Origin of the sequence: Oryzomonas japonica, assembly GCF_008802365.1 — a bacterium.
GTDB classification, from domain to species: Bacteria; Desulfobacterota; Desulfuromonadia; order Geobacterales; family Pseudopelobacteraceae; genus Oryzomonas; species Oryzomonas japonica.
In genome coordinates this window covers 345935-369658 of the sequence record NZ_VZQZ01000002.1, presented here as the reverse complement: position 1 = coordinate 369658, position 23724 = coordinate 345935, and the positions used below count along the sequence as shown (strand labels likewise).

Sequence of the window (23724 nt, the reverse complement as noted above, 5' to 3'; positions counted from 1 at the left end):
TAGCACACCTCCGGGTACAGGCTATGATGGAAGCATAGTATTCAAAAAACGGAATAAAACAATAGCTAAATGAATACACTGGGCTCAGAGCACGGCACCGGTCATTTCGCTCCATCTTTTTCAGCAAGAATCAACGCCTCCCGATAGGTCGCCAGTTTACCGCCATGTTTCCCGATGAATGCCTCGGCAGCCTGTTTTCCGGCAAAGGCCCATTTGGGTGTTTTGGTCATCACGCCTCGCTGATCGCCCCCGACCACCCAGAAGGCCTTCTCGGCGTCGATCAGTACCTTTGAGTTGTAATCGCCGACCTGAACGGATTTGACTGCATTGCCCCTATTGTTCTTGAGCTCGATGGCGGCGCAATAAAAACTGCAGATGCCGGCAGTTTTCCCATCGGCATAGGTCACCAGCATCCGGGAGTAGGCGAACTTTCCCCTGTTCATCCCGCAATGGGCGCAATCGTTGTGCAGCTTCACATCGGCCGGGACGTTGGCATCCGCTGCAACCGCGTGTTGGTGTCCGCCGTGTTGCTGTTCCGCGCCCAGGGCAAGGCCTGCAGCCAGAGTGATGCCCGCAATGATACCGGCTAAAACGAGGCGTGTCTTCATACGGTCTTTCCTTTCCGAAATATGGATTGATGGCGTTGCAGCCTTAAAACGATCCATTCACGGTAATAATCGGTGGATGGCTACAGCGACGAAATATAGGTAACCAGCGCATCCATGAAAAAAACGACGAACAGGCTGAACATGACCCCCTTGGTGGCGACCTGGGGAATCTCAGTAACGCTCCGGTCAACGCTGAGGCCAAAGCAACAGCAGGTGGCCGAGGTGCAGAGACCGAAGAGCACGCATTTGAGAAGAGGGACCACAACCTCTTTAACCCCGAGTGCTGTCAGAATCCCCTGAATGAACTGTTCATACGGGATGTGCCAGCCCACTGAGGCGATCAGAAAACTTCCGATAAACGCCGTCAGGACAAAATAGACGGTCAGGATGACCATAGAAATGGTAACTCCTGCGATGCGAGGAAAAATCAGGTAGTGTTCGCCGGGAATTCCCATCATCTCCAGAGACTCGATTTCGCCGTTGATCTTCATGGCGCCGAGTTCGGCGGCGATTGCCGTTCCACTTCGGGCAATGACGACGATGGCGGTCAAGAGCGGCGCCAGTTCCCGCAGCACGACCCACACCAAAATCTTTCCGGTCAGAAAACCGTTATCCCCCACCAGACTGACCACCTGAGTAATGATGACGGTGCCCAGGATCAGAGCGATGGTCATGATGATGCCCGATGCCTCCAGGCCGGTGAAATAAATCTGTTTCAGGAAGACCGAACGGACTGCGGCTCGTCCCTCGAAGACCAGAATACTCTTGCCCGCCCGCCCAATGGTGAAAAGAATATCCACAACGATGGAAAAACGTATGATGGCCCAGCGGCCCAGTGCGGTGAACATGGACGGCGGCTCCGAAGTCAAAGCTCGAAAACGGCGCCATCATGGAGGAGTTCAATCTCCTCCATGGCAAGGTTTTCGAGCTCCCTGCGGATGGTATCGTAGTATTGGGGTTTGGGATGGGTGATCAGGATACGGCGGGGCAGATTCCCGATCTTCTTCAGTTCGATGCGCAGCAGAGACGAGGTCAGATGTTTGGTCGTCAACGCCAAAGCCTCCATGCTGTCAGGGAAGGACACCTCGACGATCAGGGCATCGATGCCGTCCACGCAACGCCAGAACTCCTCGGTCGGGCCGGTATCGCCGGTATATGCCAGCGTTTTTCCCCCGTGGCTGACACGATAGCCGACCGCAGGGACCGTGTGATCAACGGCAACGGCTCGTATCTCGTAATTTGAGACAACGGAAACCGCTCCGGCCTCAAGGGGCTGAAAGGAGATGACCGGGGCGTCCCGGTCCGGCAAGCTGGTGAAGTCGGGCCAGATCACGCCGTTGAAAAGATGCTCCCGCATGGCGGCGATGACATCGGGGATAGCGTGGACAAAGACGGTCTGGCGCAGGTTTTGTACGATGATATTGTCGGCCAAGGCTGGAATGGCGCGGATATGATCGAGATGGGCGTGGGTGATGAAGATGTGCCGGATGCCCCACTGCTCCTCTGCGGTCAGCACCGCCCCGATGGTGCCGGCATCCAGCAGCAGATGGTCATCGACCAGAAAGGCCGGTGGTCTGAAGCCGGGAAATTCCGCCCCAGCACTCCCCAATACCCGTAATTTCATGTATCCCCTCTCCGTGTGGCCCTGTTCCTGCGCAAGAAAACCGTTGGACCGCATTCTGTATCATTGTCGCCCTCCGCGTCAAGCCCGGGCGATAGTTTCTTCCCACCCACCGCATATTGTAACAACAAATCTGCGAGAGTAAATTGGAAGAGTTCATTAGATTCGCCAGTGAAAGGGATGTCGCAGCTTTCTGAAAAGGCAAGCCCCCCCGGAATCAATTTTTCGGGGGGGCTTGCGATGGCTTGTTTGTCAGGCTGGGTGGCGGCCTAATCATCGCTCCGCTGCTTGACCGCTTCCATGCGGCTCACGGTAAACTGATAAATCCTCTGGGACAGGATCGATTCAACCAGGGCAAAGCAAAATGAAATCACCGCATAGACTGCCGTGACGGCAGCCAATCGCTCGGGCTGTCCAAGATTTGGGCAGGTTTTCATGGCAACGACCAGCGCAACGGCACAAAGCGCGCAGGCCAAGTGGCGGATAACCCATCCATTCTCCTGCCTTTGAAGCATGAGGAGCTTTTCCCGATCATCCTCTTTCGCGTATTCCCTGAACCGCAACCAGTCGAAGCCGATGCGGGGGATCATGCAGAATGTGACCATGGTAAGCAATGTCATCATAAGGGCCGTTAACGTCGACATCATGGTAAATCTCCATCGTATGGTCTTGGTGCTGCTGAAACCTTGCTTTGTTTATATTGCAAAATTCCGCCCAAACCGCTTCAGGTGTACAACTTTTTTAAACAATGCTCAAAACCTCGCTATTACGGCTTGTTACATATGACCGGCCAGTTCATCTCATAAATATATCTCCACGTGTGGGACCTTATTGCGCGAAATGGACGGCAAATGTGCGTAGATATGGTCATATAGCGCATATTATTAAAAAGCATACTCAGCTTATGCCTCTATATTGGCGACAGAACAAAATTGTTCCAGATAACATGCAAAAACAATAACGTCATTTAACCGACTTATAGACCGGCAACATACCGGCCAAGTGCGCATGCGAGATGGAATAAACGGACATGATTCAAGGGCATCTTGATGGGGCTGGAGAGACTGGGGCAGAGGTGCCCGGCCCTGTTCCCAGCAGAAGAAAGCAGGATTAGATCGAATGCTAGGGGGTATTCTTTTTGTCCAGCGGTTTGTGCTGCATATGGAGAACCACTAGGAAAAAGGGGAATATTCCCGATAATACCCCCCAGAGAAACGGGTTTTTACCGCGCCTTCGAGCCATATAAAATCCGACGGCGGCAGGCAAGCCGAATAGTAACAACAGGAAGGCCAGTTCGCTCATTTTTTCCTCGCAAATAACGGGCTATTATTTTACAACTATAGCACTCGCCAACCGTTTTTCAATCCGGGCACAACGGGTGTTTTCAGATGAAACCTGGTCGGGCGGGACCACAACAAAACCGGGAGGTGATACACGATGGCAACCTGGAAATGTGTCTGCGGATTTACCAAGGAGGGGCGTTGCAAACCCCAAAAGTGCGAAAAATGCGGAGAAAAGGGAAAGTTCGTCAAGGCTGAGTAGCCGGCATCCCCGGGGGGCTCCAAACGAGTGAGCCGCCCCGGGCTCCTACCTGCTCTTGCGTTACATCCACATCGGCGATATTCTTCATCAACCTGTCGACGGCCTGTTTTTCGATAAAATCAGATATTTTATTTCACGATCATCTTTTCCAACGGGAGAGCATAAGATCCCAGAAGGCGGCAGCGGCCGGCGAGAGTTCTCTGCCGTCCCGCCGGGCGGCATAGAATGTCCTGGAAATATTCAGCCCGGGGATTCTGACCGTTGTCAGTTGTCCATGATTAAGCTCTTCCGCAATGACCATGCTGGAAATAAAGGCATAACCGGTGCCGTTTAGGATAGCACGCTTGATCGCTTCACTACTGCCGAGCACCGCGACGATACGCAACGACTCTTTGTTGATCCAAGTTCCGGCAAAGGCGTCATAGACCGCTTTTTGCGTTCCCGATCCCTGTTCGCGGACGATCAGCGGCACCTTGCACAATTCAGCCTGGCTGAGGCTGTGCTTGCTCTTTGCAGCGATATCGGAAGAAACGGCGCACACAATGGTGTCTTCGCCCAAGGCTTCGAAATGAATCCGTTCGTCATTGAAGCGCCCGCCGATAAACCCCAGTTCGACCTCCTCGTTGACCAGTTGCTCAATGACCGACGTACTGTCACCTTGCAACACCTCCAACCGGACGCGGGGGTATCGTTTGTGGAATTGGTCAAGGAGCGCTGGGATCAGACAGGTCCCGGGGGTATTGCTCGCACCGACGCGCAGCACCACATCCTCCATGCCGACGAAACGGCGCACCGCCGAGCGGGACTCGTCGCATTCGGCCAGGATTTTCCGGGCGCGCCCCACGAGCAGCTTGCCCGCCTCGGTCAGAAGGGCCCCTCCCCTGCCCCGGTCGAAGAGCCTGATGCCCAATTCTTCCTCCAAGCCCTGGATATGCTGGCTGGCGGTTGATTGGGTGATGCAGGTCTTGTCGGCACCCCGGGAAAAGCTGCGGGTTTCGGCGACGGCAACGAATACCTCGAGCTGTTTTAAGGTCATGGAAGATCACCTCTATTTATAATTACGATAACCATAATCGGTAATTTACAAAATACCGGTGTACGTTTCAAGATAAATTACTGGTATCCAGTATCTATTCAGGGAGGGAACACCCCGTGACCGGACATATTCTGCTGGCAATGGCACTGACCGCTTTCTGTACCGCCGCCCAGGCAACCGAGTATCATGTCGGCGCATTTTCCTCCGAGGGGTTGCACGGCTGGGAGAGCAAGATCTTCAAAGGCACCACCGATTATTCGCTGGTGCAGGATGCCGGGCGGACCGTCGTCAAGGCCGCCAGCAGGGGAACGGCGTCGGGGCTGTTCAGAAAGGTGAAACTTGATCCGGAACAGTTCCGCTATCTGCGCTGGTCGTGGAAGGTGGGCGGCATCGTGAAAAACGGCGATGAAACCACCAAAAACGGGGACGATTACGCGGCACGGATTTATGTGGTCTTTTCGAGTCGCCTCCTCTGGCGGACCAAGGCTCTAAATTACATATGGGCCAACCGCCTGGCCAAGGGGGACTCCAGACCCAACGCCTTTACCTCCCACGCCATGATGCTGGCCGTGGAATCAGGCCCTGAACGGGTCGGACATTGGATTAACGAGGAACGGGACATCCTGGCCGACTACCGTCGCCTGTTCGGGGGCGAGCCCCACGAGATAGACGCCATCGCCATCATGACCGATACCGACAATACCGGAGGTGAGGCAACGGCCTGGTATGGCGATATCACCCTTTCCACGAACAAGTAGGGCCTCGAAGGAGCGCCTCGCCTTGACGCCGCCAGTCCAACAGGGTATCTTCTTCATTAGTAAATCATTTGGCGTAGGTAAAAACAACCAATGGAGCCCCACATGTCTCAAACCGATCTGACTTGGAACACCGCCCTGCTCTACCCCGCACCGGATTCGCCCGAACTGGAAAACGACCTCGCCTCATTCGGCACCTTGGCCGCAGCCTTCCGCGAGCGCTATTTCGAAAAGATAGCAGATTTGGACAGCGCAGCCATCCTGACGGCCGTCCAGGAGTATGAAGCCTTGCAGGTACGCATGGCCAAACCGTTTTGTTACGCCCACCTGCTGTTTGCCGCGGATTCGGCCGACGAAACCAACCGCGCCCTGGCGCAGCGTTGTTCCGAACTAGGCAGCAGCCTGTCGCAGCAACTGTTGTTCTTTGACCTGGAATTGATGCACCTGGACGACCGGAGTTTCGAATCACTTTGCAACCTGCCGGAGGCGGCCCCCTATGTTCACTTCCTGGCCGGCATCCGTAAATTCCGCCCCTACAGTCTCAAGGAAAACGAGGAGCGGCTCCTGACCCGCAAGGACCTGACTGGCGTGAACGCCTTCACCAAACTGTTCGACGAGTTGTCAGCATCCTTCAGCTACCGGATGGAGTTGGACGGCGAGGAGCGGGATTTCACCGGCGAGGAGCTGCTCTCGCTGCTGCACCACCCGTCTGCGGATGTGCGCTTCCGGGCCCAGACCACCTTTCTGGAACGTCACGCCGAGCACGGCATCGTGTTCAACGCGGTGTTCAACAACATGGCACTGGACCACGGCCAGGAGATGGAGTTGCGCGGCTATGCCACGCCGATCCAGCCCACCAACATCGGCAACGAAATCCCGGATGAGGCGGTGGAGCACCTGATGAGCGTGACCGAGGCCAACTACGGTCTCGCCCAGGACTATTTCCGTCTCAAGGCCAAGATGCTCGGCATGGACAAGATCCGCAACTGCGATATGTACGCCCCGGTGGCTGAAGCGGAGAAACAGTATGGTTTTGACGAAGCCCGTGCCATGGTGGTTTCGTCCTACGCCCAGTACGACCCGGACTTTGGCCGTATTGTCGGGGCATTTTTCGACGAACGACGCGTGGACGTGCTGCCGCGTACCGGGAAATCGGGCGGGGCCTTTGCCATGGGCATTTCGCCCCAATCCCCGCCGTTTCTGCTGCTCAACTATACCGGCACCCTGCGCGATCTGGCCACCATTGCCCACGAGGCTGGCCACGGGCTGCATTTCGTCCTGTCCCAGAAGCAGAACATGCTCAACTACCACGCCCCGCTGCCCCTGGCCGAAACCGCGTCGGTATTCGGCGAAATGCTGTTGACCCGCATGCTGCTTGAAAAAGAAACCGATCCGGCGGTGCGCAAATCCTTATTGTGCGCCAAGATCGAGGACATCATCGCCACCACCTTCCGCCAGACCGTGCTGACTCGCTTCGAACTGCGCCTGCATAACGAGCGGCAGGCCGGCCTGCTCTCCAACGACCGCATCGCGGAAATCTGGCTGGAGGAGAATAACCGGCTGTTCGGTGATTCCGTGGAGTCCATCCCCGCCTACCGCTGGGGGTGGAGCTATATCAGCCACTTTATTCACAGCCGTTTTTACTGTTATTCCTACACCTTTGCCGAGTTGTTGGTTTTGGCGCTGTTCCAGAAATACCGCGAAGAGGGCGACGGTTTCAAGCCGGGCTACCGCCGCCTGCTGGAGTCGGGAGGGGCACTGCCGCCGGCCGACACGGCCCGTCTGGCGGGGATCGACATTACCGCGGGAGATTTCTGGCAGAAGGGGTATGACGTCCTGAAGGACTTGATTGAAGAGTTGCGGGAGATCGTCTGATTCATGGACCGTGTTGCATGAGCAGGTTGTTGAAAATCGCTCTGAGTCGGTTGCCATACGAGGCGCACGCGGAGGAAAAAACAGAGGCGTACCAAGAGGTACGCCTCTGTTTTTAAACAACGGGCAGCACCCGCCGCAGACTCCCCCTGGAGTGGCGTTCAATAGGAGATTTACCGTATGCAGACCGACATCGTCACGGAAGTGCTGGTCCTTTTTCTGATCATGGCAGCAGGCTACTACGCCCGCCGCAGAAAATTCATGGACGCGGCCGCCAACCGGGCCATCACCGAACTGATTCTCAATGTGACCCTCCCACTGATGATCCTGGTTTCCTTTACCTTTGACTTCAACCGGGAGATGCTTGCCACCGCCATGAAACTCCTCATGGTCTCCTTCGCCCTGCATGTGGCTCTTTATCTCATCAGCGGCCTGTTTTTTCGGCGCCATCCCCAGGAAACGCGCAGCGTGCTGCGTTTTATGACCATATTCTCCAACAGCGCCTTCATGGGGTATCCGGTGCTGCAAAGCCTGTACGGAAAAATCGGCATCTTCTACGCCTCAATCTTTGGCGTACCCTTCACCATTGCCCTCTGGAGTCTGGGTGTAATGCTGTTTACCGGGGAAAAGGGGCCGCAGGCGCTCAAAAAGGCACTCATCAATCCGGGGGTTCTGGCGGTTGCCGCCGGACTGGTCATCTTCATCGGCTCCATCAAGCTCCCCACGCCCCTGCTCAAGGCCTGCGAACTGGTCGGGGCGACCACGACTCCCCTGTCCATGATCGTCGTCGGCGCATCCCTGGCCGATACGCGGCTGCGCGATCTCTTCTCCGGCCTGGCAATCTACTACGGCAGTGCGGTACGCCTTTTGATCGTACCGCTTCTGGTCCTGGCGGTCCTGTCGCTTTTGGGAATCAAGGGGATGGTCCTGGGGATTTGCGTCGTGAGCATGGCAATGCCTGCGGCGGCCAACACCGCCATGTTCGCCGAAAAATTCGATGGCGACACCCAACTCGCATCACGATGCATATTCCTGTCCACGGCGCTTTCGCTGCTTACTATCCCGTTGGTAATCGCCATGCTCCAAGTTGCGCTTGGAGAAAAGACCATTAATCTGCATTTGTGGTGATGTGGGCGTGCCAGATGGCAACGCCTTCGTCGGAAGTGAAAACGGGAGACATCGTACCGTCCCGGCAGGCGGGACTCTTTACACCTGGAACCTGCTCGCCAGGGTTTTCAGTTCGATCGCCGAACTCGTCAGCCCTGATGCCGATAGGTCGGTTTCCCTGGTACCTTGGGAAACCGTGTCGATGACGTCGCTGATCGCCCGGATGTTGTTTCTGACACCGGCGGTGGTGGCTGATTGTTCCTCGATTGCGGTTGCAATCTGGGCAACACTGTCGGTCAGGACCTCGATGTGGGACTTGATATCGGATATGGCTTGGCTGGAAAGCTGGACCCCCTGTTCACCGTTTTTGACACTCCGTGAACTCTGTCCCATGGAATCGACGACGTTCTTAACGTCATTCTGCAGCACGGCGATGATCTTCTGAATTTCTTGCGTTGCCGTTGTCGTGCGCACCGCCAGGCTTCTTACTTCGTCCGCCACCACGGCGAACCCGCGCCCCTGTTCGCCGGCGCGGGCCGCCTCGATGGCCGCGTTCAGGGCCAGCAGGTTGGTCTGGTCCGCAATATCCTCGATCGTACCCACGATCTCACCGATCTGATGGGAATTGTTACCCAACGACTCCACTGCACGGGTCGTGTCGCTCACCAGCGAGCCGATCTCCGTCATCATCCGGGACATGGCGTCGATGGTCCGCTCGCCATCCCGGGTGGATTCCTTTGTCTCCGTCGCTTTACTGGACATCAATTGACAATTCCGGGCAATATCCGAGCTGACCGATGTCAGGTCTTCAACCGCATTCACCACCGAAGCCGACTGCCCCACCGCCTGTTCAGCGCCGACCGCCATCCCCTCGGAGGTCCGGCGCAGATCGCCGGCCGCCTTGTTTAACCCTTCCGAAGTGGATTGAATCGCGGAAATCATCGAGCGCATATTCCGCTGCAACTCGCCTATGGTCTTGATGATCAGGCTGATCTCATTATTGCGCTTGGCGGCGATATTCTGGGACAGATCGCCGTTGGCCATGGTTTGAAGGTAGGCAATAACCCGGTCAATGGAGCTTCCGATGCCCAGGATATTCAGTAAGCCGAAGAAAGCACCCAGAACGATAAAGAGCCCCAGCGCCCCCCAGCGCACCATCCAGGAGTCGGAACGGGCCAGAACGGTCAAGGCGATCATACAGATGCTGTAACACGAGCAGAGCAGGGCAATTCGCATCTTGATGGAGAGGCGAAAATAATAATCCTGAAGAGCATTCATAAACGTCTTCTCTCGCAATTTTTATTTTTTATCATGTTTACATCAAAACCGTTTGATATTCAACAGCAATTTCAATATGTTAAAAAAAATTCATACAATTATATGACGAGAGTATGCCTCCTGGACTTACACCGCAATCTGAAGGAAATTTGATGGCCGACATGGCCGTGGGAGGAGTTATGAATGACTTGTTCTGAGATAATCGAAATGTTTGTTGAACAATTCGATTCCTTCACGACGCGGGATCAGGTGAATATGGGCGTGCAGAATGGATTGGCCGGCGACCGGGCCGCAGTTTACGCCGATGTTGAACCCCTGGACGGTGGAGTCATACCGCATGATCTGCTCCCTGAGTGCAAGCAACATCTGTTGCGCGTCGAAACGTTCCTCGTCGGTCATGGTGAAGTAATCAAGGGTGTGGCGGCGGGGAACGACGAGCAGGTGCCCCTGGGTGACCGGGTAGAGGTCTTCAATGGCAAACACCGTCCCCTGCTCCATCAGGATGCGGTGTTGTATTTCATCGGAACAGAATGGGCATTTCTTCTCAAATCCCAGCATATTCGATCCGTTTCGAGATTATCGCACCTTCAGGACAATCTTGCCCCGCGTATGGCCGTTCTGGCTCAGCTCCTGGGCGCGTCGCGCTTCGGCGAGGGGCAGTACCGCCTCCACCATGACCCTGAGCTTTCCCGAATCCACCAGCTTGGCAAGCGCCGACAACTCCGCCGCATCGGGCTGGATAAAGACAAACTCCGGTCGCACGCCGCGGGCCACTGCCTCTTCCTGCGACGGGGGACTGACGATGGAGACCAGGACGCCCCCTTGCTTCACCACGTTCCAGGAGCGGGTCTGGGTCTCTCCGCCAATGGTGTCAAAGACCACGTCAACATCCCGGACCTTGTCCTCAAAGCGCACGTTCTGATAGGCAATAACCTCGTCGGCGCCCAGTTCGCGCAGGTAGTCGTGATTGCGTTCGGAAGCGGTGGCTATGACATGGGCGCCCTTCCATTTCGCCAACTGCACGGCATAGGTTCCCACCCCTCCTGCCGCGCCATGGATGAGTATGGTCTGCCCGGCTGAGAGTTTGGCGGCGGCAAAGAGCGACTTGCACGCCGTCAGACCGGCAAGGGGGATGGCGGCAGCGTGCAGGTGGTCGATGGATTGCGGCTTGAACGCCGCCTCATTCTCCCTGATGACGATGAACTCGGCATACGCCCCGTCCCGCGCGATATCCGGGCGGCTGAATACCTCATCCCCCGCCTTGAAGCGGACCACCTCCGGGCCCACCGCCTCCACCGTCCCGGACACATCCCAGCCCAGGATCAACGGCAGGCGGCTGTCGAGCATCCCCTTGAGGTGCCCCTCGCGGATTTTCCAATCCACGGGGTTGACCGCGGCGGCATGGACGCGAACCAGGATCTCGTCCTTTCCCAGCTGCGGCAGTGGCGCATCTTCATACACAAGTGCCTCGGGGCCGCCGTATGCGTGAATGCGCACCGATTTCATGGTTTCCATATCTTTTTTCCTCCTGAGCGCCCCATTCGTGAAAAATGTCACCATCCGACTGGCGGAAAGTTCATCTACCCTCTTTGAAAATCTCCGAGAAGAACAGCTTCATCGCCTCCCATGATCGTTTGTCGGCCTTTTCGTTGTAGGCGGCACCTTTGCTGTTGTCGTTTCCGGCCTCGGGATTGGTAAAGCTGTGTACCGCATTGGCATAGCTGATGAACTGCCAGTCCACCTTGGCGGCGCGCAACTCCTGTTGGAAGGATGCGACCTCATCCGCCTTTACAAAGGGATCATCGGCGCCATGCATCGCCAGGATCTTGGCCTTAATGTTCCTGGCATCCTCGGGCTTGGGCGTAGCCAGACCGCCATGGAAGCTGGCAACGCCTCTCAGGTCGGCACCATCACGGGCCAGTTCCAGCACGGTAGTGCCGCCAAAGCAATACCCGATGGCAGCAAGGCGTTTCTGATCAACCAATTTCTGGCTTTTCAAAACCTCCAACCCGGCCCTGGCGCGGGCACGCATCAAAGGCCGGTCATCCTTATAGATGGCAGCGACCTTGGCGGCATCGGCGGGAGTTGCGGGGCGCACCCCCTTGCCGTAGATGTCGGCCGCAAAGGCCACATACCCCAGCTTTGCCAGCATCTCGGCCCGTTTCTTCACATAAGGGCCAAGCCCGGTCCACTCATGCACCACCAGCACCCCGGGGCGTTTACCGACCTTGGCGTTGTCCCAGGCCAGGTATCCCTCCAACACGGTGTCTCCCTGCTTATATTCTATGACCTTGGTCTTGACGGCAGCCTCGGCAGAGGCTGCACAACAGGTGAGAGCCGCTGCAACTATGATCTGTTTCAACATGGTATTCTCCTTTACTGCGTTGATTATCGATCATTCGCTCTTATTATATACCATGCGGCGGCTTGGTCAATTGCGGTGCTTTCCCATCTTGGCACCCGGCCTGGCCATACGTTTCCGCATCAAAATCGTTATCCACGGATTGATCTCGTCAACGAAATTATGCTAATAAGTCACAAGAAGCATTAATCCTCCCACGGAACCGCTGAAAAACACCAATCCATACTTGCAAGCCGGAGTACCACAATGATTCAATCCCCCGAAGTCCTGGCGGCGAAAAACAGAGCCGCGGCCTTGTCCATAGCCTCCAATACGATACTGATCCTGTTGAAACTGATCGTCGGCATCGCGATGCAGTCGGTCAGCGTTATCTCGGAAGCGGTACATTCCGGCATTGACCTGATTGCCGCAATCATTGCCTGGTTTTCGGTCAGGGAGGCGGGCAAACCTGCCGATGACGATCACCGCTTCGGTCACGGCAAGATCGAAAACGTGGCCGGAACCATCGAAGCGGTCCTGATCTTCGGCGCTGGCGTCTATATCATTTTGGAGGCGGTGCATAAGCTGAAAACGGGGACCGTAGAGATCGAGAGTCTGGGAATGGGTGCTGCTGTGATGGCTGTGTCTGCCCTGGCAAACTACCTGGTCTCCCGGCATCTGCTGAGCGTGGCGGCCAAGACCGATTCAGTGGCACTTGAAGCCGATGCCTTGCACCTGAGGACCGACGTGTACACCTCTGTCGGCGTACTGGGGGGGCTGGCCGCCATCAAACTCACCGGCATCGCCATGCTTGACCCGATCGTTGCCATCGCCGTGGCGTTCCTGATTATCAAAGCCGCTTGGGATCTCACCAAGACAGCCTTCTTCCACATCCTTGACGTCAAGCTTCCCGATGACGAGGAGGCCAGGATTCACGACGTTATGGATCGCTACGAAGGTCGTTTTATCGAGTATCACAAGCTGCGCACCCGCAAGGCCGGTCATATTCGCCATATCGACATGCATCTGGTCGTGCCGAAACAGATGACCGTGGAAGCAGGGCATACTCTTGCCCATCAGATCACGGCAGACATCGAGCGATGCCTGCCCTACAGCCATACCCTGGTGCATATCGAACCCTGCCCCGGCGGGTGTGAACGATGCGCCGTGGCGTGTCCGAAGATTGACACGTCCTCAATAGTATAATTCCAGCGGGTTACACGCCACCCATGGTGTCTTCCTCAATCGCCGGGGAAACGAACCGATTTTGGCCGTTCCCCCGGCGGTTTCTGCCCTAATTTCGCTACTTGAAGGTTTTTAAAACGTACTCGGCAATTACCTTCGCTTCCTTATCGGGCATCTCCTTTTTGCCAAACTTGGTCATGCCCGGCCCGGGGTTGCGTATCTTTGCCACAATGTCCTTCCAACTCTTGATGCCATTTTTATTAAGAGCTGCCTTTTTCAACGGCTTTGCCTGGTTAATGGTATTGCCGCCCCCGGGATGGCATACGGCGCAGTGTTTTTCAAACTCCGTCTTGGCATCCAGCTTCCCCTCCATGTCCGCCTGCGCGCTTATGGCTAAGGCTCCGGCCGAGAGTAGTACCACTGTTACGAGACTCTTTTTCATAGGCGATATCTCCTTGTGCTTACTTAGCGATATTCCATCAAACCATAGATTGACGATAGCACAATATACTCATATCTCAAGGTCCTCGCTCCTTTTAAAATTGACCTGGAGAGCGATGGTATAAGCCTGTCTTGGTGGGTAGGAAGTATGGTCCGTCGTAGAGATACTTGACATGTGGCAAACGGAGGGATGCTGCCGGCCTGTAGTCGTCGACGGCTTTTGAACGTCGGGGAGGGTTTAGGGGCTGCCACTGATTATGGGCCTGCTGAAAAAAAGGCCCCGACGCCGTCAAAGGTTCCTATCACCAAGGTCGAGATGGAAGCGGTGTATGAAACGATGGTAGATGGGGGTAAAGAGAACGCCGCAGAACGTCAGGAATGAAACCCCGCTGAAGATGGCGTAGAAGGATGCAAAAAGTTTGGCGCCGGCACTTTCGAGCTTATCGACCGGTCCCATGCCGGTAAGGATCATCGAGGCGTTCAGAAAGGCATCGACCCAGTTCAGATGAGCGGTAATGTGATAGCCGATGGTGCCAATACCCAACGAAAACGCCAAAAACAGGCAGCCAAACAACCAATACCACCCCAGGCGTACCAGAAAATCCCTCCGGGGAAGCAACGGTGACGTTCTCTGTTCCAGCCTGAGGCGTTTCATGTGTGCACCCGTTTTTCCCGCTCGTAACCAGATGGGGGCAGGCCCCCCGAAAAAAGCGACCTGCCCCCTCTGTCCATTCAGCAATGGCGAAGGGTAACCATTACCGGGATCAGCACGGCATAGTCGGCAGTTCCAGGCCGGCCATCTTCTGCACCATGCGGACCACCTGGCGGCTGTAGCCGAATTCGTTGTCGTACCACACATAGAGGACGCAACGGTTCCCCTCGGCAATGGTGGCCAGGGAATCCACTACGCCGGCATGACGTGAGCCGACAAAGTCGCTGGAGACCACCTCCGGGGAATTGGTGAAATCGATCTGGTTCTGCAAGGGTGAGTCCAGCGAGATACCGCGCAGGTAGTCGTTGATCTCCGCAACGGTGACCTGTTGCCCCAGTTCAAGGTTGAGAATGGCCAGGGAAACGTTGGGGGTCGGCACCCGGATGGCGTTGCCGGTAAGTTTGCCGGCCAGATCGGGAATGACCTTGGCCACCGCCTTAGCCGCCCCGGTTTCGGTGATGACCATGTTCAGCGGAGCGCTGCGGCCACGGCGCGAAGCCTTGTGGTAGTTGTCGATCAGGTTCTGGTCGTTGGTGTAGGAGTGGCAGGTCTCCATGTGGCCGTGCACGATGCCGAAGCGGTCGTTGATCGCCTTCATGACCGGCACGATGGCGTTGGTGGTACAGCTGGCGGCGGAGAACACCCGTTCCTGGGGGGTAATCAGTTCGTTGTTGACCCCGGCCACCACGTTGGGAATATCCCCCTTGCCCGGTGCGGTGAGGATGACCTTCTCGATACCGGGGGACTTGAGATGGCGGGACAACCCCTCCCGGTCACGCCACTTGCCGGTGTTGTCGATCAGGATGGCGTTGCTGATGCCGTACTGGGTGTAATCCACCGAATCGGGCGCGTCGGAATAGATGATGCGGATCATGTTGCCGTTGGCGATGATGGCGTTCTCTTCCTCATCCACGGTGATGATGCCGTTGAACTGGCCGTGGATCGAATCGCGGCGCAGCAAGCTGGCACGCTTGACCAGATCGTCGTCCCCCCCCTTGCGCACCACGGCCGCCCGCAGGCGCAGTTTCTCGCCGCTGCCGGCCTTGTCGACCAGGATGCGGGCCAAGAGCCGGCCAATGCGGCCGAAGCCGTAGAGCACGATATCCTGGGGTTCGGCCAGGAGCGAGGTCCTGCCGGTATTGACGGAGGCGAGCTCCTGAGCCACAAAGGCATCCACCGGCATGCCCGAGGCGCAAAAGCGCACGGTGAGTTTGCCCAGATCGATACGGGCCGGAGCCAGATCGAGTTTGGCTATGGCCTCCAGCACCGGTTGAGTATCCAGTACCGTCAGCTCGCCGTCCAGGGTGAGCCGGGCAAAGCGGTGGGCCTTGAGCAGGTCGATCACCGTTCCGTGCACCAGCGAGCGGCCATAGACGGTCAACACGATGTTGTGTTCGCGGTACAGCCGGCCGATGACCGGTAACATGCCCTCGGCAACGGCTTCCTGCCTCTGCCATTCTTTGAGGTGGATTTCGGGTTTTTGTCGATTCATGGAATATGCACCTTTGCTGGTTGAAATAGGTTACAAAAAACCGCCCGTGCAGGCCCGGGCAGGGTCATTTTACGACATCGAGCGCGCAGTCTCAAGCATTTAGTCACAGGGGAATCGCAGTAAATCCGGATATCAGACTCAATTTTTCTGTCCGATCCATGGCCTTGATCCGGAGTTCCCGGCTGGCGGCGGAAGAGCGACTGTGGTTACCCTCGAGATAGACCACCCGCACCGGCTGCCGCCCCCGAAAATACTTGGCGCCCTTCCCCGCCGCGTGCTGGCGGAACCTCCGCTCCATATCCGTGGTAACCCCGGTGTAGAGAGAGTTGTCGGAACAGAGGATGATGTAGACGTGCCATTCCACAAGGCTTATTGTTTGTTGATGTATGCGTTCAGCCCGATGGTGATCGGTTTGCCGTCCACGTAGGCGGTGGTGACGGCGTTGCCGCGGGTACTGGCCACCACAAGGGTCTTGCCGGATGACGACGGAGTTGGTTTCTCCAGGTCGATCTCGATACAGAGCTTGTTGTTCTTGATTTCAACGGTCATTGCCATGATGTGCCACCTCGTATTCGCCGTGCCGGGATGCTGATGGACCGGGGAGCGCAGGGGAATCCAGCCAAAGGCCCAGCGCTCTCCGCACCCCTTGATCGACATGGGAAAAGATCCGGTGGATAGTATTGTGGGAGTAGGCAGGAGCGTGCCCGGATACCTTGTTCACCCGAAACCCCATCCGGTCGTGCGCAGCGTAAAATGCGCGATAAAGAGCTGCATTGCGTAACAGCCGCCCCGAGCGTTTCGCAATAAAATCGTTCTGTTCCAGGGCGGCCCTTCTCCCCAACAGCCCGGCAACACACTGGGAGTCGGTATAGATCTCCAGCTTTCCGCCAGCCGGGTCAATGAGACCATCCGACACCTGTTCCAGCGCCCACAGGACGGTCTGGACCTCAAGGGTGGTGGATGACGTCTCCGCAAATCTCTTTATTTTGAGCTGCGCTGACACATCGTCCTGCCCGATGCCGTACGGTTCGTTTTCCAAAAACGATGCGGGAACGAGCAGATAGCCTCCGACGCCCAGTTTACGCTGGGGGTTCAGGCTCACATCCGTAAAAAGGGCACAACTGTTCATCAAACGGAGCACCCCCAATGGCCGTGCTTCAACACGGTCAATTATATCAGACAAACAGCGGCACACTGGACCCCAGGCCATGGACGACACTGGTGAAGGCGTCCCGGTTGTCCAGCTTCTCCCGGCCGAACCGCTCGGCAAAGAGGGCCTGGATGCGGGGAATCCGCGAGGTCCCCCCCGTCAGAAAGACCGTATCCATCTGGGCCGGCGCCAGCCCGGATCGAGCCACGACCTCATCGATGCAGTCGGAAATCTGCTGAATATTTTCTGCATTGATCGCCTCGAACTCCCCTTTGCCGATTTTCTCGTCGATGCACAGATCGCGTTCCCGGAAGCTGATCAGGGTCTGTTCCCGGTCGGAAAGCTCGCACTTGGCCTTTTCGATGGCCTGGAACAGGAAAAAACCGTAATTGTCGCCGATGATGTTCTCCAGGTGTTCTATTGCCTGGCGGTCATCGGTGGTGCCCTTGATCACCCGGATATGTTCCCTGGTCTTGCGCGACCGCAACAGCGGGATGCGGTGCCACTGGCATAGGGTGTAGATGATGCTCTTGGGGACAGTGACCCACTCATCCTTGCCCATGGTCTTGTAGCGGGCATAGCGCCCGAAATGGTGCGCCACCTTGTCCCACATGATCTGGGAATCGAACTTGTCCCCGGCCACATAGACGCCTCCTAGGGAGAGCACATCGCTGCGCCGGTCGGAGCGGGCAAAGGCGCCCCCCTTGACGCGGATCACCGAGAAGTCCGACGTGCCGCCGCCGAAATCGCCGATGAATACGATCCGCTCCTGTCCGGCCTGTAACGTCTCTTCAAAGGCCAGCGCCGCCGCCACCGGTTCGTACTGGAACCAGATGTTCTTGAAGCCGGCTTTGCGGGCGGCCCGCTCAAGGCGCTGCTCGGCCACGGCGTCTTTCTCCGGGTCCGCGGAAAACACCACCGGCCGTCCCAGCACCACGCTCTCCACGGGGCAGCCCACATGCTCCTCGCCCCGGGCCTTGATCTTCCTCAAGATGATCGCCACCAAGTCATCGATGGCATAGCGTCTGCCGAACACCTCGGTGCTGTCGAAACTGGTGTTCGGCAGAAAGGTCTTGATCGACTGCATGAAGCGCCCGCAGGCCCCGTCGCTCACATACTGGCGAATGGCTTCCTGCCCGACATAGATCTCGTGTTCCTCGTTAAAATAGAGTACCGACCGCATCAACTCTCCGCTACGGTCGGTGCCATCGACGGCAACCACCTCGACCGAGCCGTTCCGGTACACCGAAAGCGCTGAATTGGTGGTGCCAAAGTCGATACCGAATACGATCTGCACTTGTAAACTCCTCACCGTCAAACGTACCCTCCACCCGGCAAGCCGCGGGGGTACGCACATTACGCCATCATCTTTTCAGCTTCAAGCACTTTTGCGATGCACTACGTAAAAAAAGGTAAGGAGGAGGTGTTGGAGCGGAGGTGTATGGGGACAGAGGTTCCACACCGACTTTTTTCTACAGCGCAACAACGGATTGACGATTACGCCGCTATTTCATCTGCTCAGACGCTTCCAAGGCCCGCGCCAGTTGGTCGGGGCACGACGTATCCCCTTGGCAGGCGATCCCCTTCAGGCGGCGCACCACTTCCGCCACCGGCATTTCCTTGACCAGGGCAGCCACCCCCTGGGAATTGCCGGAACAACCGCCGATGAAATCGGCGCTGACGAGAATGCCTGATTCCACCTCAATATCGATCCGCTTGCTGCAGGTGCCGTCCGTTTTATAGCTGAATTTCATTACTGCACATCTCCTGTCATCGAATGGATTGTTTTGTTGTATCTCTTTGTGCTTCTGCCGGTGGTGTGCTATCACTAGCCGTGCCTGTCATTCTAACTACCGGCGGACCCCAATGAATAAAATCAGCATGATCATCCTTCTTGTTTTTGTCCTTTGCTTGGTGGGCTTTGCCACCTGGCAGCTCTTTGCGGGCAACCTGGCGGCTTCCTTTTCGACCTTCCCGGTTCTGCTCATCACCTATCTGTTCGTGTTGAGATTGCGGCGTAACCAGGACTGATTTTTAATCCTGCCGGCTCACGGTTAAATTTAGGACAAAAGGAAACATGACCCCCCGCCCCGGCAAGCCGGAACGGGGGGTCATAGTACGCCATCGGCCTTTCAGCCTCAAGCATTTCCTCACACTACCCTACTTGTATTCGGGCATCTCGTCGAACTGCAGATACCGATAGATCTTCTCCTTGTTCGGCTCGATCTTTTCCTTGTAAATCTTCATATATTCCGAAGGTTTGGGCAACTTGCCCATGAGCGCCGTTACTGCTCCCAGTTCGGCGGAGCCTAAGTAGACGCGCGCGCCGTCACCCATGCGGTCGTCGAAGTTGCGGGTCGAAGTGGAGTAGACGTGGGACTTGTCCGGCACGCGGGCCTGGTTGCCCATGCAGAGCGAGCAGCCGGCGATCTCGATGCGGGCGCCGAAGGCGCTGAAGACCGAGAAGTAGGCCTCGTCTTTGAGCTGCTGCTGATCCATACGGGTCGGCGGGCAGATCCAGGTGCGCACATCCGGGTTGAACTTGCTGCCGCGCCAGATCTCGGCGGCGGCACGGAAATGGCCGATGTTGGTCATGCAGGAGCCGAGGAACACGTCCTGGATCTTGTCGCCGGCCACCTCGGAGAGCAGTTTGACGTCATCCGGGTCGTTCGGGCAGGCCAGGATCGGCTCCGTGATATCCGCCAGGTTGATCTCGATTACCGCCGCGTACTCGGCCCCCTTGTCGGCTTTCAACAGGCTCGGCTTCTTGAGCCATGCCTCAACAGCCTTGATGCGGTTTTGCAAGGTTTTCTTATCCTGATAGCCGTCGGCGATCAGCTTCTTCATCAAGGCCACATTGGATTTCAGGTAGGTGGCTATGGACTTTTCGGAGAGCTGGATGCAGCCTGCGGCGGCCGAACGCTCGGCAGCGGCGTCGGTCAGCTCGAAAGCCTGCTCAACGGTCAGGTCGGGCAGCCCTTCCATCTCCAGGATACGGCCGTTGAAGATGTTGACCTTGTTCTTCTTGGGCACGGTCAGAAGCCCCTGTTTGATGGCCCAGTAGGGAATGGCGTTCACCGCATCGCGCAGGGTGATGCCGGGGTTGAGCTTACCCTTGAAGCGTACCAGGACCGATTCGGGCATATCCAGCGGCATGAAGCCCATGGCACCGGCAAAGGCCACCAGGCCCGAACCGGCCGGGAAGGAGATGCCGATGGGGAAGCGGGTATGGGAGTCACCGCCGGTGCCGACCGTATCGGGCAGGAGCAGGCGATTCAGCCAGGAGTGGATCACGCCGTCACCGGGACGCAGGGCTACGCCGCCGCGCTCTGCCGTGAAACCGGGCAGGGTCTTGTGCATCTTGACGTCGGCCGGCTTCGGGTAGGCAGCGGTGTGGCAGAAGGACTGCATATACAGAGGGGCCTGGAACTTGAGGCAGGCCAGTTCCTTCAACTCGTCGGCGGTCATGGGGCCGGTGGTGTCCTGGGAACCGACAGTGGTCATCTTGGGCTCGCAGGCGGTACCGGGCAGGATGCCGTCCACGCCGCAGGCTTGGCCTACCATCTTTTGGGCCAGTGAGTACGCCTGTTTTGCCTTGGGTTTGGGGTTATCCGGCAGCGTGAAGGCCGTGGTCGGTTTGAGGCCTAAGGCCTTCCTGGCCTTGTCGGTCACGGCGCGGCCGATGATAAGCGGAATGCGGCCGCCGGCGCGGAATTCGTCGGGCACGGTGTTGGGGGTGATGGTCAGTTTGGAGAGGACTTTCTTCCCCTTTTCGTCGGTGATGACCCCTTTCTTGGTGTCAATCACGATCACGTCGCCGGTTTTCATGCCGGTCACGTCGGCCTTGAGCGGCAGGGCGCCGGAGTCCTGGGCGGTGTTGAAGAAGATCGGGGCGATGACGCCGCCGATGATCACGCCGGCGGTCTTCTTGTTGGGCACGCAGGGAATCTCGTCACCGATGGCCCAGAGCACGCTGTTGCAGGCCGACTTGCGGGACGAGCCGGTGCCGACCACATCGCCCACGAAGGCGACTTGAAAGCCTTCCTTGCGGAACTTGGCGATGGTGGCAAGGCCGTCCTTGAAGCGGGTCTTGCCCATGGCCAGGGAGTGCAGCGGGATGTCGGGGCGGCTCCAGGCGTCGCCGGCAGGCGAGAAGTCGTCGGTATTGATTTCGCCGTCCACCTTGTAGACCTTGACCTTGATGGTATCGGGCACGCCTTTACGGCTGGTGAACCACTCGGCATCGGCCCAGGATTTGAGCACCGTGGCGGCTGCGGCGTTTTTGGCCTTGGCCATTGCCGCTACCTCGTCGAAGGCGTCATACACCAAGGTGATGTGGGAGAGCGCCTTGGCGGCCTCGCCGGCCAGTTTTTTGTCTTTCAGGGCCTCTACCAGTGGTGCCACGTTGTAGCCGCCGATCATGGTGCCGAGCAGTTTGATGGCGGCAACCGGATCGATCAGGGAAGATTTTTTCTTGCCGCTGACGACCTCGGCCAAGAATTCGGCCTTGACCTTGGCAGCCGGGTCAACGCCCGGGGAAACGCGGTTGGTGATCAGGTTGAGCAGGAACTGTTCTTTTCCCTTGGGGGGCTTGACCAGCAACTTGCACAGCTCGGCGGTCTGTTCGGGAGTGAGCGGCAAGGCGGGGATTCCCTGAGCCGCCCGTTCTTTTTCGTGAGCTAAATAGGCTTCGATCATCTGACATCCTCCTTTGGGATATATACTTCGGTCGTTATTTGTCTTTGCATCACGTTTCATTCGTAAAATGCATACTGTATACACTTCAAATTGGCCAATGTCAATTGGTTACAGCCCCATATCGTTTCAAATATCACTCCAAAGATTAGTGTGCCACTCACGTCTCACAAATTATTGCAAGCAACAAAAACCAGCCAGACCACCACCTTGAGGCACGCATTACCAATCTTCGAGGCAAGCTTTGCAGTCATTAGTGTGCCACTATAGTCTCTTTATAATGAAAACGGAATACTTATATAATAATTAAATATCTAGCAATAATGGACAGTTAAAACGTAAACCGCATACCTTCAATATGGGCACTGTCCTTGCTCATTAGTAACCCTGAATGGACATATCCGCTGTTTGCACCCGGGAAGGAACACACTGCATGATGCAGCTTCTGTACAGTCATAGGGCAAAGCTCCTGCTGAGAACCCTTCATACCTTTGCTTCATGTGCCTGGGTCGGCGGCGTATCGGCCGTTGTGATAATCCTCAACAACGACCGGCGCACCATTAATGGCGACGAGTTGTTCGCTTTCAATTCCGCCATCACGACCATCGACGATGTGCTCATAGGACCGGCGGCCGCCCTGTCGCTTCTGAGCGGCGCATTCCTCTGCCTTACATCAAAATGGGGTTTCTTCAAGCATGGTTGGGTAATCATGAAGTGGGTCGGAACCTTGGCTGTCATCTATGTGGGGATAGCCTACCTCAATCCCTGGATGAGGGATCTGGCGCACTTTTCGGACATCCTTCGGGACGACGTGACACAGAGCGTCGATTACCAGCAGCTTTTCCACAAAGGAATCGTTGCGGTTTCCCTGCAGATAGCAGCCCTGGTCCTGCTGGTGATCGTATCGATCTTCAAGCCTGATCTGGAACTTTTGACGGGCGAACACGACCTGCAGCATCTCATGCCTCTTGGTACCACCAAAAAGGCCATACGCCTGCGCGCCAGGATCGCAGCCAATGCGCGACGCTCGCTCAATGCCAATCAGTCCCCCTGACTACCACACCGAAACCGCCGCATACCCCACCACCTGATTGTTGTCTCCGGTAATATCGCCGCTGTTTCCATAGGCAGCCAGTTCGCCCTGAGTGGCCCCCAATTCGCGGCTCGCCACCAGCATGACCGCCGCCGGAACCACGCCGCACATGGTAATGTGCTCACTGTGGCAGATCTTCAGCAAACCTTCCGGATCAAAGGCGAGGACACGCGCCAACGCCAACTCGTCCTTGCGCCGAGCCGAATCGGCCGATTCGTAATGGGTCATGTCCGAACTGGCCACAATCAGCACGTCCCCGCCATACTCCCGTACTGCCGCAGCAATCCCCTTGCCGATCGCCTGCACTGCCGGAAAATCGCCATGGCCAAGGCAAAGCGCCGCCATGGTGGCGTCGGAACGCGCATGTTGAATAAAGGGGACCTGAACCTCAAGGGAATGTTCGAAACGATGGGCGCTGCTGTCGGTCTCCACAAAGGGGACATGGCGCTGCAACAGCGCATTGAGACGCGGGTTGATGGCGATGGAGCCGAGGGGTGTCAGCCATTCCCCCTCGGGATAGAGGGCGGCGGCCGCTCCCGCGCCGTGGTGGTTGGGGCCTATGATCACGACGGTGGAGGGTATGGCGATCCGGCCATAGACTTTGCCGGCAATGGCCCCGGAGTAAATGTAACCGGCATGGGGCGCGACGATGCCCAAGACGCGCCGTTTTTTTGACACATGCGGGACCAACTCGGCCAAAATAGTTTGAAGTTGTTCCCGCGTACCAGGATAGAACTGTCCCGCAACTGCCGCATGACGCTGCATGGCACACCTCCTGCGTTTATCATGCTGTCTA

Annotated in this window: 27 protein-coding genes; 7 read left to right on the top strand and 20 right to left on the bottom strand. The window is 56.9% G+C overall.

Features of this window, described 5'->3' with window-relative positions; translation table 11 throughout:
- Window positions 1–101: 101 nt before the first annotated feature.
- The 5 genes from F6V25_RS04960 to F6V25_RS04940 form a co-directional block, all read right to left on the bottom strand.
- Entirely contained in the window at window positions 102–608 is a 507-nt protein-coding gene (locus tag F6V25_RS04960) for a nitrous oxide reductase accessory protein NosL (protein WP_151127507.1), read from the bottom strand.
- A gap of 80 nt (window positions 609–688) precedes the next feature.
- Window positions 689–1456: an ABC transporter permease gene (locus F6V25_RS04955; RefSeq protein WP_151127506.1), complete on the bottom strand. Its 768-nt coding sequence runs from the start codon at window positions 1454–1456 to the stop codon at window positions 689–691.
- 17 nt (window positions 1457–1473) lie between these two features.
- Window positions 1474–2232, bottom strand: coding sequence for a 3',5'-cyclic-nucleotide phosphodiesterase (locus F6V25_RS04950; RefSeq protein WP_151127505.1), 759 nt, complete (start codon window positions 2230–2232; stop codon window positions 1474–1476).
- Between the two features lie 266 nt (window positions 2233–2498).
- The gene (locus tag F6V25_RS04945; RefSeq protein ID WP_149305733.1) at window positions 2499–2876 is read right to left on the bottom strand and encodes a hypothetical protein; all 378 of its coding nucleotides are present in this window, start codon (window positions 2874–2876) and stop codon (window positions 2499–2501) included.
- Window positions 2877–3351: 475 nt separating this feature from the next.
- A complete protein-coding gene (locus F6V25_RS04940; RefSeq protein ID WP_151127504.1) occupies window positions 3352–3531 on the bottom strand; it encodes a YrzE family protein in 180 nt (59 codons plus the stop codon).
- 135 nt (window positions 3532–3666) lie between these two features.
- Between F6V25_RS04940 and F6V25_RS17365 the strand changes: the two genes are divergently transcribed.
- Complete coding sequence (locus F6V25_RS17365) at window positions 3667–3771, top strand: RCKP-type rubredoxin-like domain-containing protein (protein ID WP_149305731.1); 105 nt, start codon at window positions 3667–3669, stop codon at window positions 3769–3771.
- A gap of 139 nt (window positions 3772–3910) precedes the next feature.
- On the opposite strand, the gene F6V25_RS04930 is transcribed toward F6V25_RS17365, so the two are convergent.
- Window positions 3911–4807 carry a selenium metabolism-associated LysR family transcriptional regulator gene (locus F6V25_RS04930; protein WP_151127503.1) on the bottom strand — a complete coding sequence of 299 codons (897 nt, stop codon included), beginning with the start codon at window positions 4805–4807 and terminating at the stop codon, window positions 3911–3913.
- A gap of 116 nt (window positions 4808–4923) precedes the next feature.
- On the opposite strand from F6V25_RS04930, the gene F6V25_RS04925 reads away from it, so the two are divergent.
- The 3 genes from F6V25_RS04925 to F6V25_RS04915 all read left to right on the top strand — a co-directional run bounded on the left by F6V25_RS04925 (window position 4924) and on the right by F6V25_RS04915 (window position 8562).
- Window positions 4924–5565, top strand: a complete 642-nt coding sequence (locus F6V25_RS04925; protein WP_246166964.1) for a DUF3047 domain-containing protein — start codon at window positions 4924–4926, stop codon at window positions 5563–5565.
- Between the two features lie 102 nt (window positions 5566–5667).
- Entirely contained in the window at window positions 5668–7437 is a 1770-nt protein-coding gene (locus F6V25_RS04920) for a M3 family oligoendopeptidase (protein ID WP_151127502.1), read from the top strand.
- Between the two features lie 177 nt (window positions 7438–7614).
- Window positions 7615–8562 (top strand): AEC family transporter, encoded by a 948-nt coding sequence (locus F6V25_RS04915; RefSeq protein WP_151127501.1) that lies wholly within the window; start codon window positions 7615–7617, stop codon window positions 8560–8562.
- Window positions 8563–8640: 78 nt separating this feature from the next.
- Here the strand turns inward: F6V25_RS04915 and F6V25_RS04910 are convergent, their stop codons facing one another.
- From F6V25_RS04910 to F6V25_RS04895, 4 genes are all read right to left on the bottom strand, one after another.
- Complete coding sequence (locus F6V25_RS04910) at window positions 8641–9819, bottom strand: methyl-accepting chemotaxis protein (RefSeq protein WP_151127500.1); 1179 nt, start codon at window positions 9817–9819, stop codon at window positions 8641–8643.
- Window positions 9820–9996: 177 nt separating this feature from the next.
- Complete coding sequence (locus F6V25_RS04905; RefSeq protein ID WP_151127499.1) at window positions 9997–10377, bottom strand: HIT family protein; 381 nt, start codon at window positions 10375–10377, stop codon at window positions 9997–9999.
- Between the two features lie 18 nt (window positions 10378–10395).
- Window positions 10396–11334 (bottom strand): NADP-dependent oxidoreductase, encoded by a 939-nt coding sequence (locus F6V25_RS04900; protein WP_246166963.1) that lies wholly within the window; start codon window positions 11332–11334, stop codon window positions 10396–10398.
- Between the two features lie 61 nt (window positions 11335–11395).
- On the bottom strand, window positions 11396–12184 hold the full coding sequence (locus F6V25_RS04895; protein WP_151127498.1) for a dienelactone hydrolase family protein: 789 nt from the start codon (window positions 12182–12184) through the stop codon (window positions 11396–11398).
- Window positions 12185–12427: 243 nt separating this feature from the next.
- Between F6V25_RS04895 and F6V25_RS04890 the strand changes: the two genes are divergently transcribed.
- Window positions 12428–13366: a cation diffusion facilitator family transporter gene (locus F6V25_RS04890; protein WP_151127497.1), complete on the top strand. Its 939-nt coding sequence runs from the start codon at window positions 12428–12430 to the stop codon at window positions 13364–13366.
- 97 nt (window positions 13367–13463) lie between these two features.
- On the opposite strand, the gene F6V25_RS04885 is transcribed toward F6V25_RS04890, so the two are convergent.
- The 8 genes from F6V25_RS04885 to F6V25_RS04850 all read right to left on the bottom strand — a co-directional run bounded on the left by F6V25_RS04885 (window position 13464) and on the right by F6V25_RS04850 (window position 18894).
- Window positions 13464–13787 carry a c-type cytochrome gene (locus tag F6V25_RS04885; protein ID WP_151127496.1) on the bottom strand — a complete coding sequence of 108 codons (324 nt, stop codon included), beginning with the start codon at window positions 13785–13787 and terminating at the stop codon, window positions 13464–13466.
- Between the two features lie 288 nt (window positions 13788–14075).
- A complete protein-coding gene (locus F6V25_RS04880; RefSeq protein WP_151127495.1) occupies window positions 14076–14441 on the bottom strand; it encodes a hypothetical protein in 366 nt (121 codons plus the stop codon).
- Between the two features lie 109 nt (window positions 14442–14550).
- Entirely contained in the window at window positions 14551–15990 is a 1440-nt protein-coding gene (locus tag F6V25_RS04875) for a glyceraldehyde-3-phosphate dehydrogenase (protein ID WP_151127494.1), read from the bottom strand.
- A 103-nt stretch (window positions 15991–16093) separates the two neighbouring features.
- Window positions 16094–16354 (bottom strand): GIY-YIG nuclease family protein, encoded by a 261-nt coding sequence (locus F6V25_RS04870; RefSeq protein ID WP_151127493.1) that lies wholly within the window; start codon window positions 16352–16354, stop codon window positions 16094–16096.
- A 5-nt stretch (window positions 16355–16359) separates the two neighbouring features.
- Window positions 16360–16545 carry a hypothetical protein gene (locus F6V25_RS04865; protein WP_151127492.1) on the bottom strand — a complete coding sequence of 62 codons (186 nt, stop codon included), beginning with the start codon at window positions 16543–16545 and terminating at the stop codon, window positions 16360–16362.
- A complete protein-coding gene (locus F6V25_RS04860; protein WP_151127491.1) occupies window positions 16529–17119 on the bottom strand; it encodes an RNase H family protein in 591 nt (196 codons plus the stop codon). Before F6V25_RS04860 ends, F6V25_RS04865 begins: the two co-directional genes overlap by 17 nt.
- Before the next feature lie 46 nt (window positions 17120–17165).
- Window positions 17166–18437, bottom strand: a complete 1272-nt coding sequence (locus tag F6V25_RS04855; protein WP_151127490.1) for an Hsp70 family protein — start codon at window positions 18435–18437, stop codon at window positions 17166–17168.
- A 208-nt stretch (window positions 18438–18645) separates the two neighbouring features.
- The gene (locus tag F6V25_RS04850) at window positions 18646–18894 is read right to left on the bottom strand and encodes a TIGR03905 family TSCPD domain-containing protein (protein ID WP_151127489.1); all 249 of its coding nucleotides are present in this window, start codon (window positions 18892–18894) and stop codon (window positions 18646–18648) included.
- Window positions 18895–19006: 112 nt separating this feature from the next.
- Between F6V25_RS04850 and F6V25_RS16930 the strand changes: the two genes are divergently transcribed.
- Entirely contained in the window at window positions 19007–19171 is a 165-nt protein-coding gene (locus tag F6V25_RS16930) for a hypothetical protein (protein WP_191966078.1), read from the top strand.
- Window positions 19172–19300: 129 nt separating this feature from the next.
- Here the strand turns inward: F6V25_RS16930 and F6V25_RS04845 are convergent, their stop codons facing one another.
- On the bottom strand, window positions 19301–21838 hold the full coding sequence (locus F6V25_RS04845) for a bifunctional aconitate hydratase 2/2-methylisocitrate dehydratase (RefSeq protein ID WP_151127488.1): 2538 nt from the start codon (window positions 21836–21838) through the stop codon (window positions 19301–19303).
- Window positions 21839–22268: 430 nt separating this feature from the next.
- On the opposite strand from F6V25_RS04845, the gene F6V25_RS04840 reads away from it, so the two are divergent.
- On the top strand, window positions 22269–22889 hold the full coding sequence (locus tag F6V25_RS04840) for a DUF2269 family protein (RefSeq protein ID WP_191966077.1): 621 nt from the start codon (window positions 22269–22271) through the stop codon (window positions 22887–22889).
- Here F6V25_RS04840 and amrB read toward each other — a convergent pair whose 3' ends face one another.
- Entirely contained in the window at window positions 22890–23693 is an 804-nt protein-coding gene (amrB, locus tag F6V25_RS04835) for an AmmeMemoRadiSam system protein B (RefSeq protein ID WP_151127486.1), read from the bottom strand.
- Window positions 23694–23724: the final 31 nt, after the last annotated feature.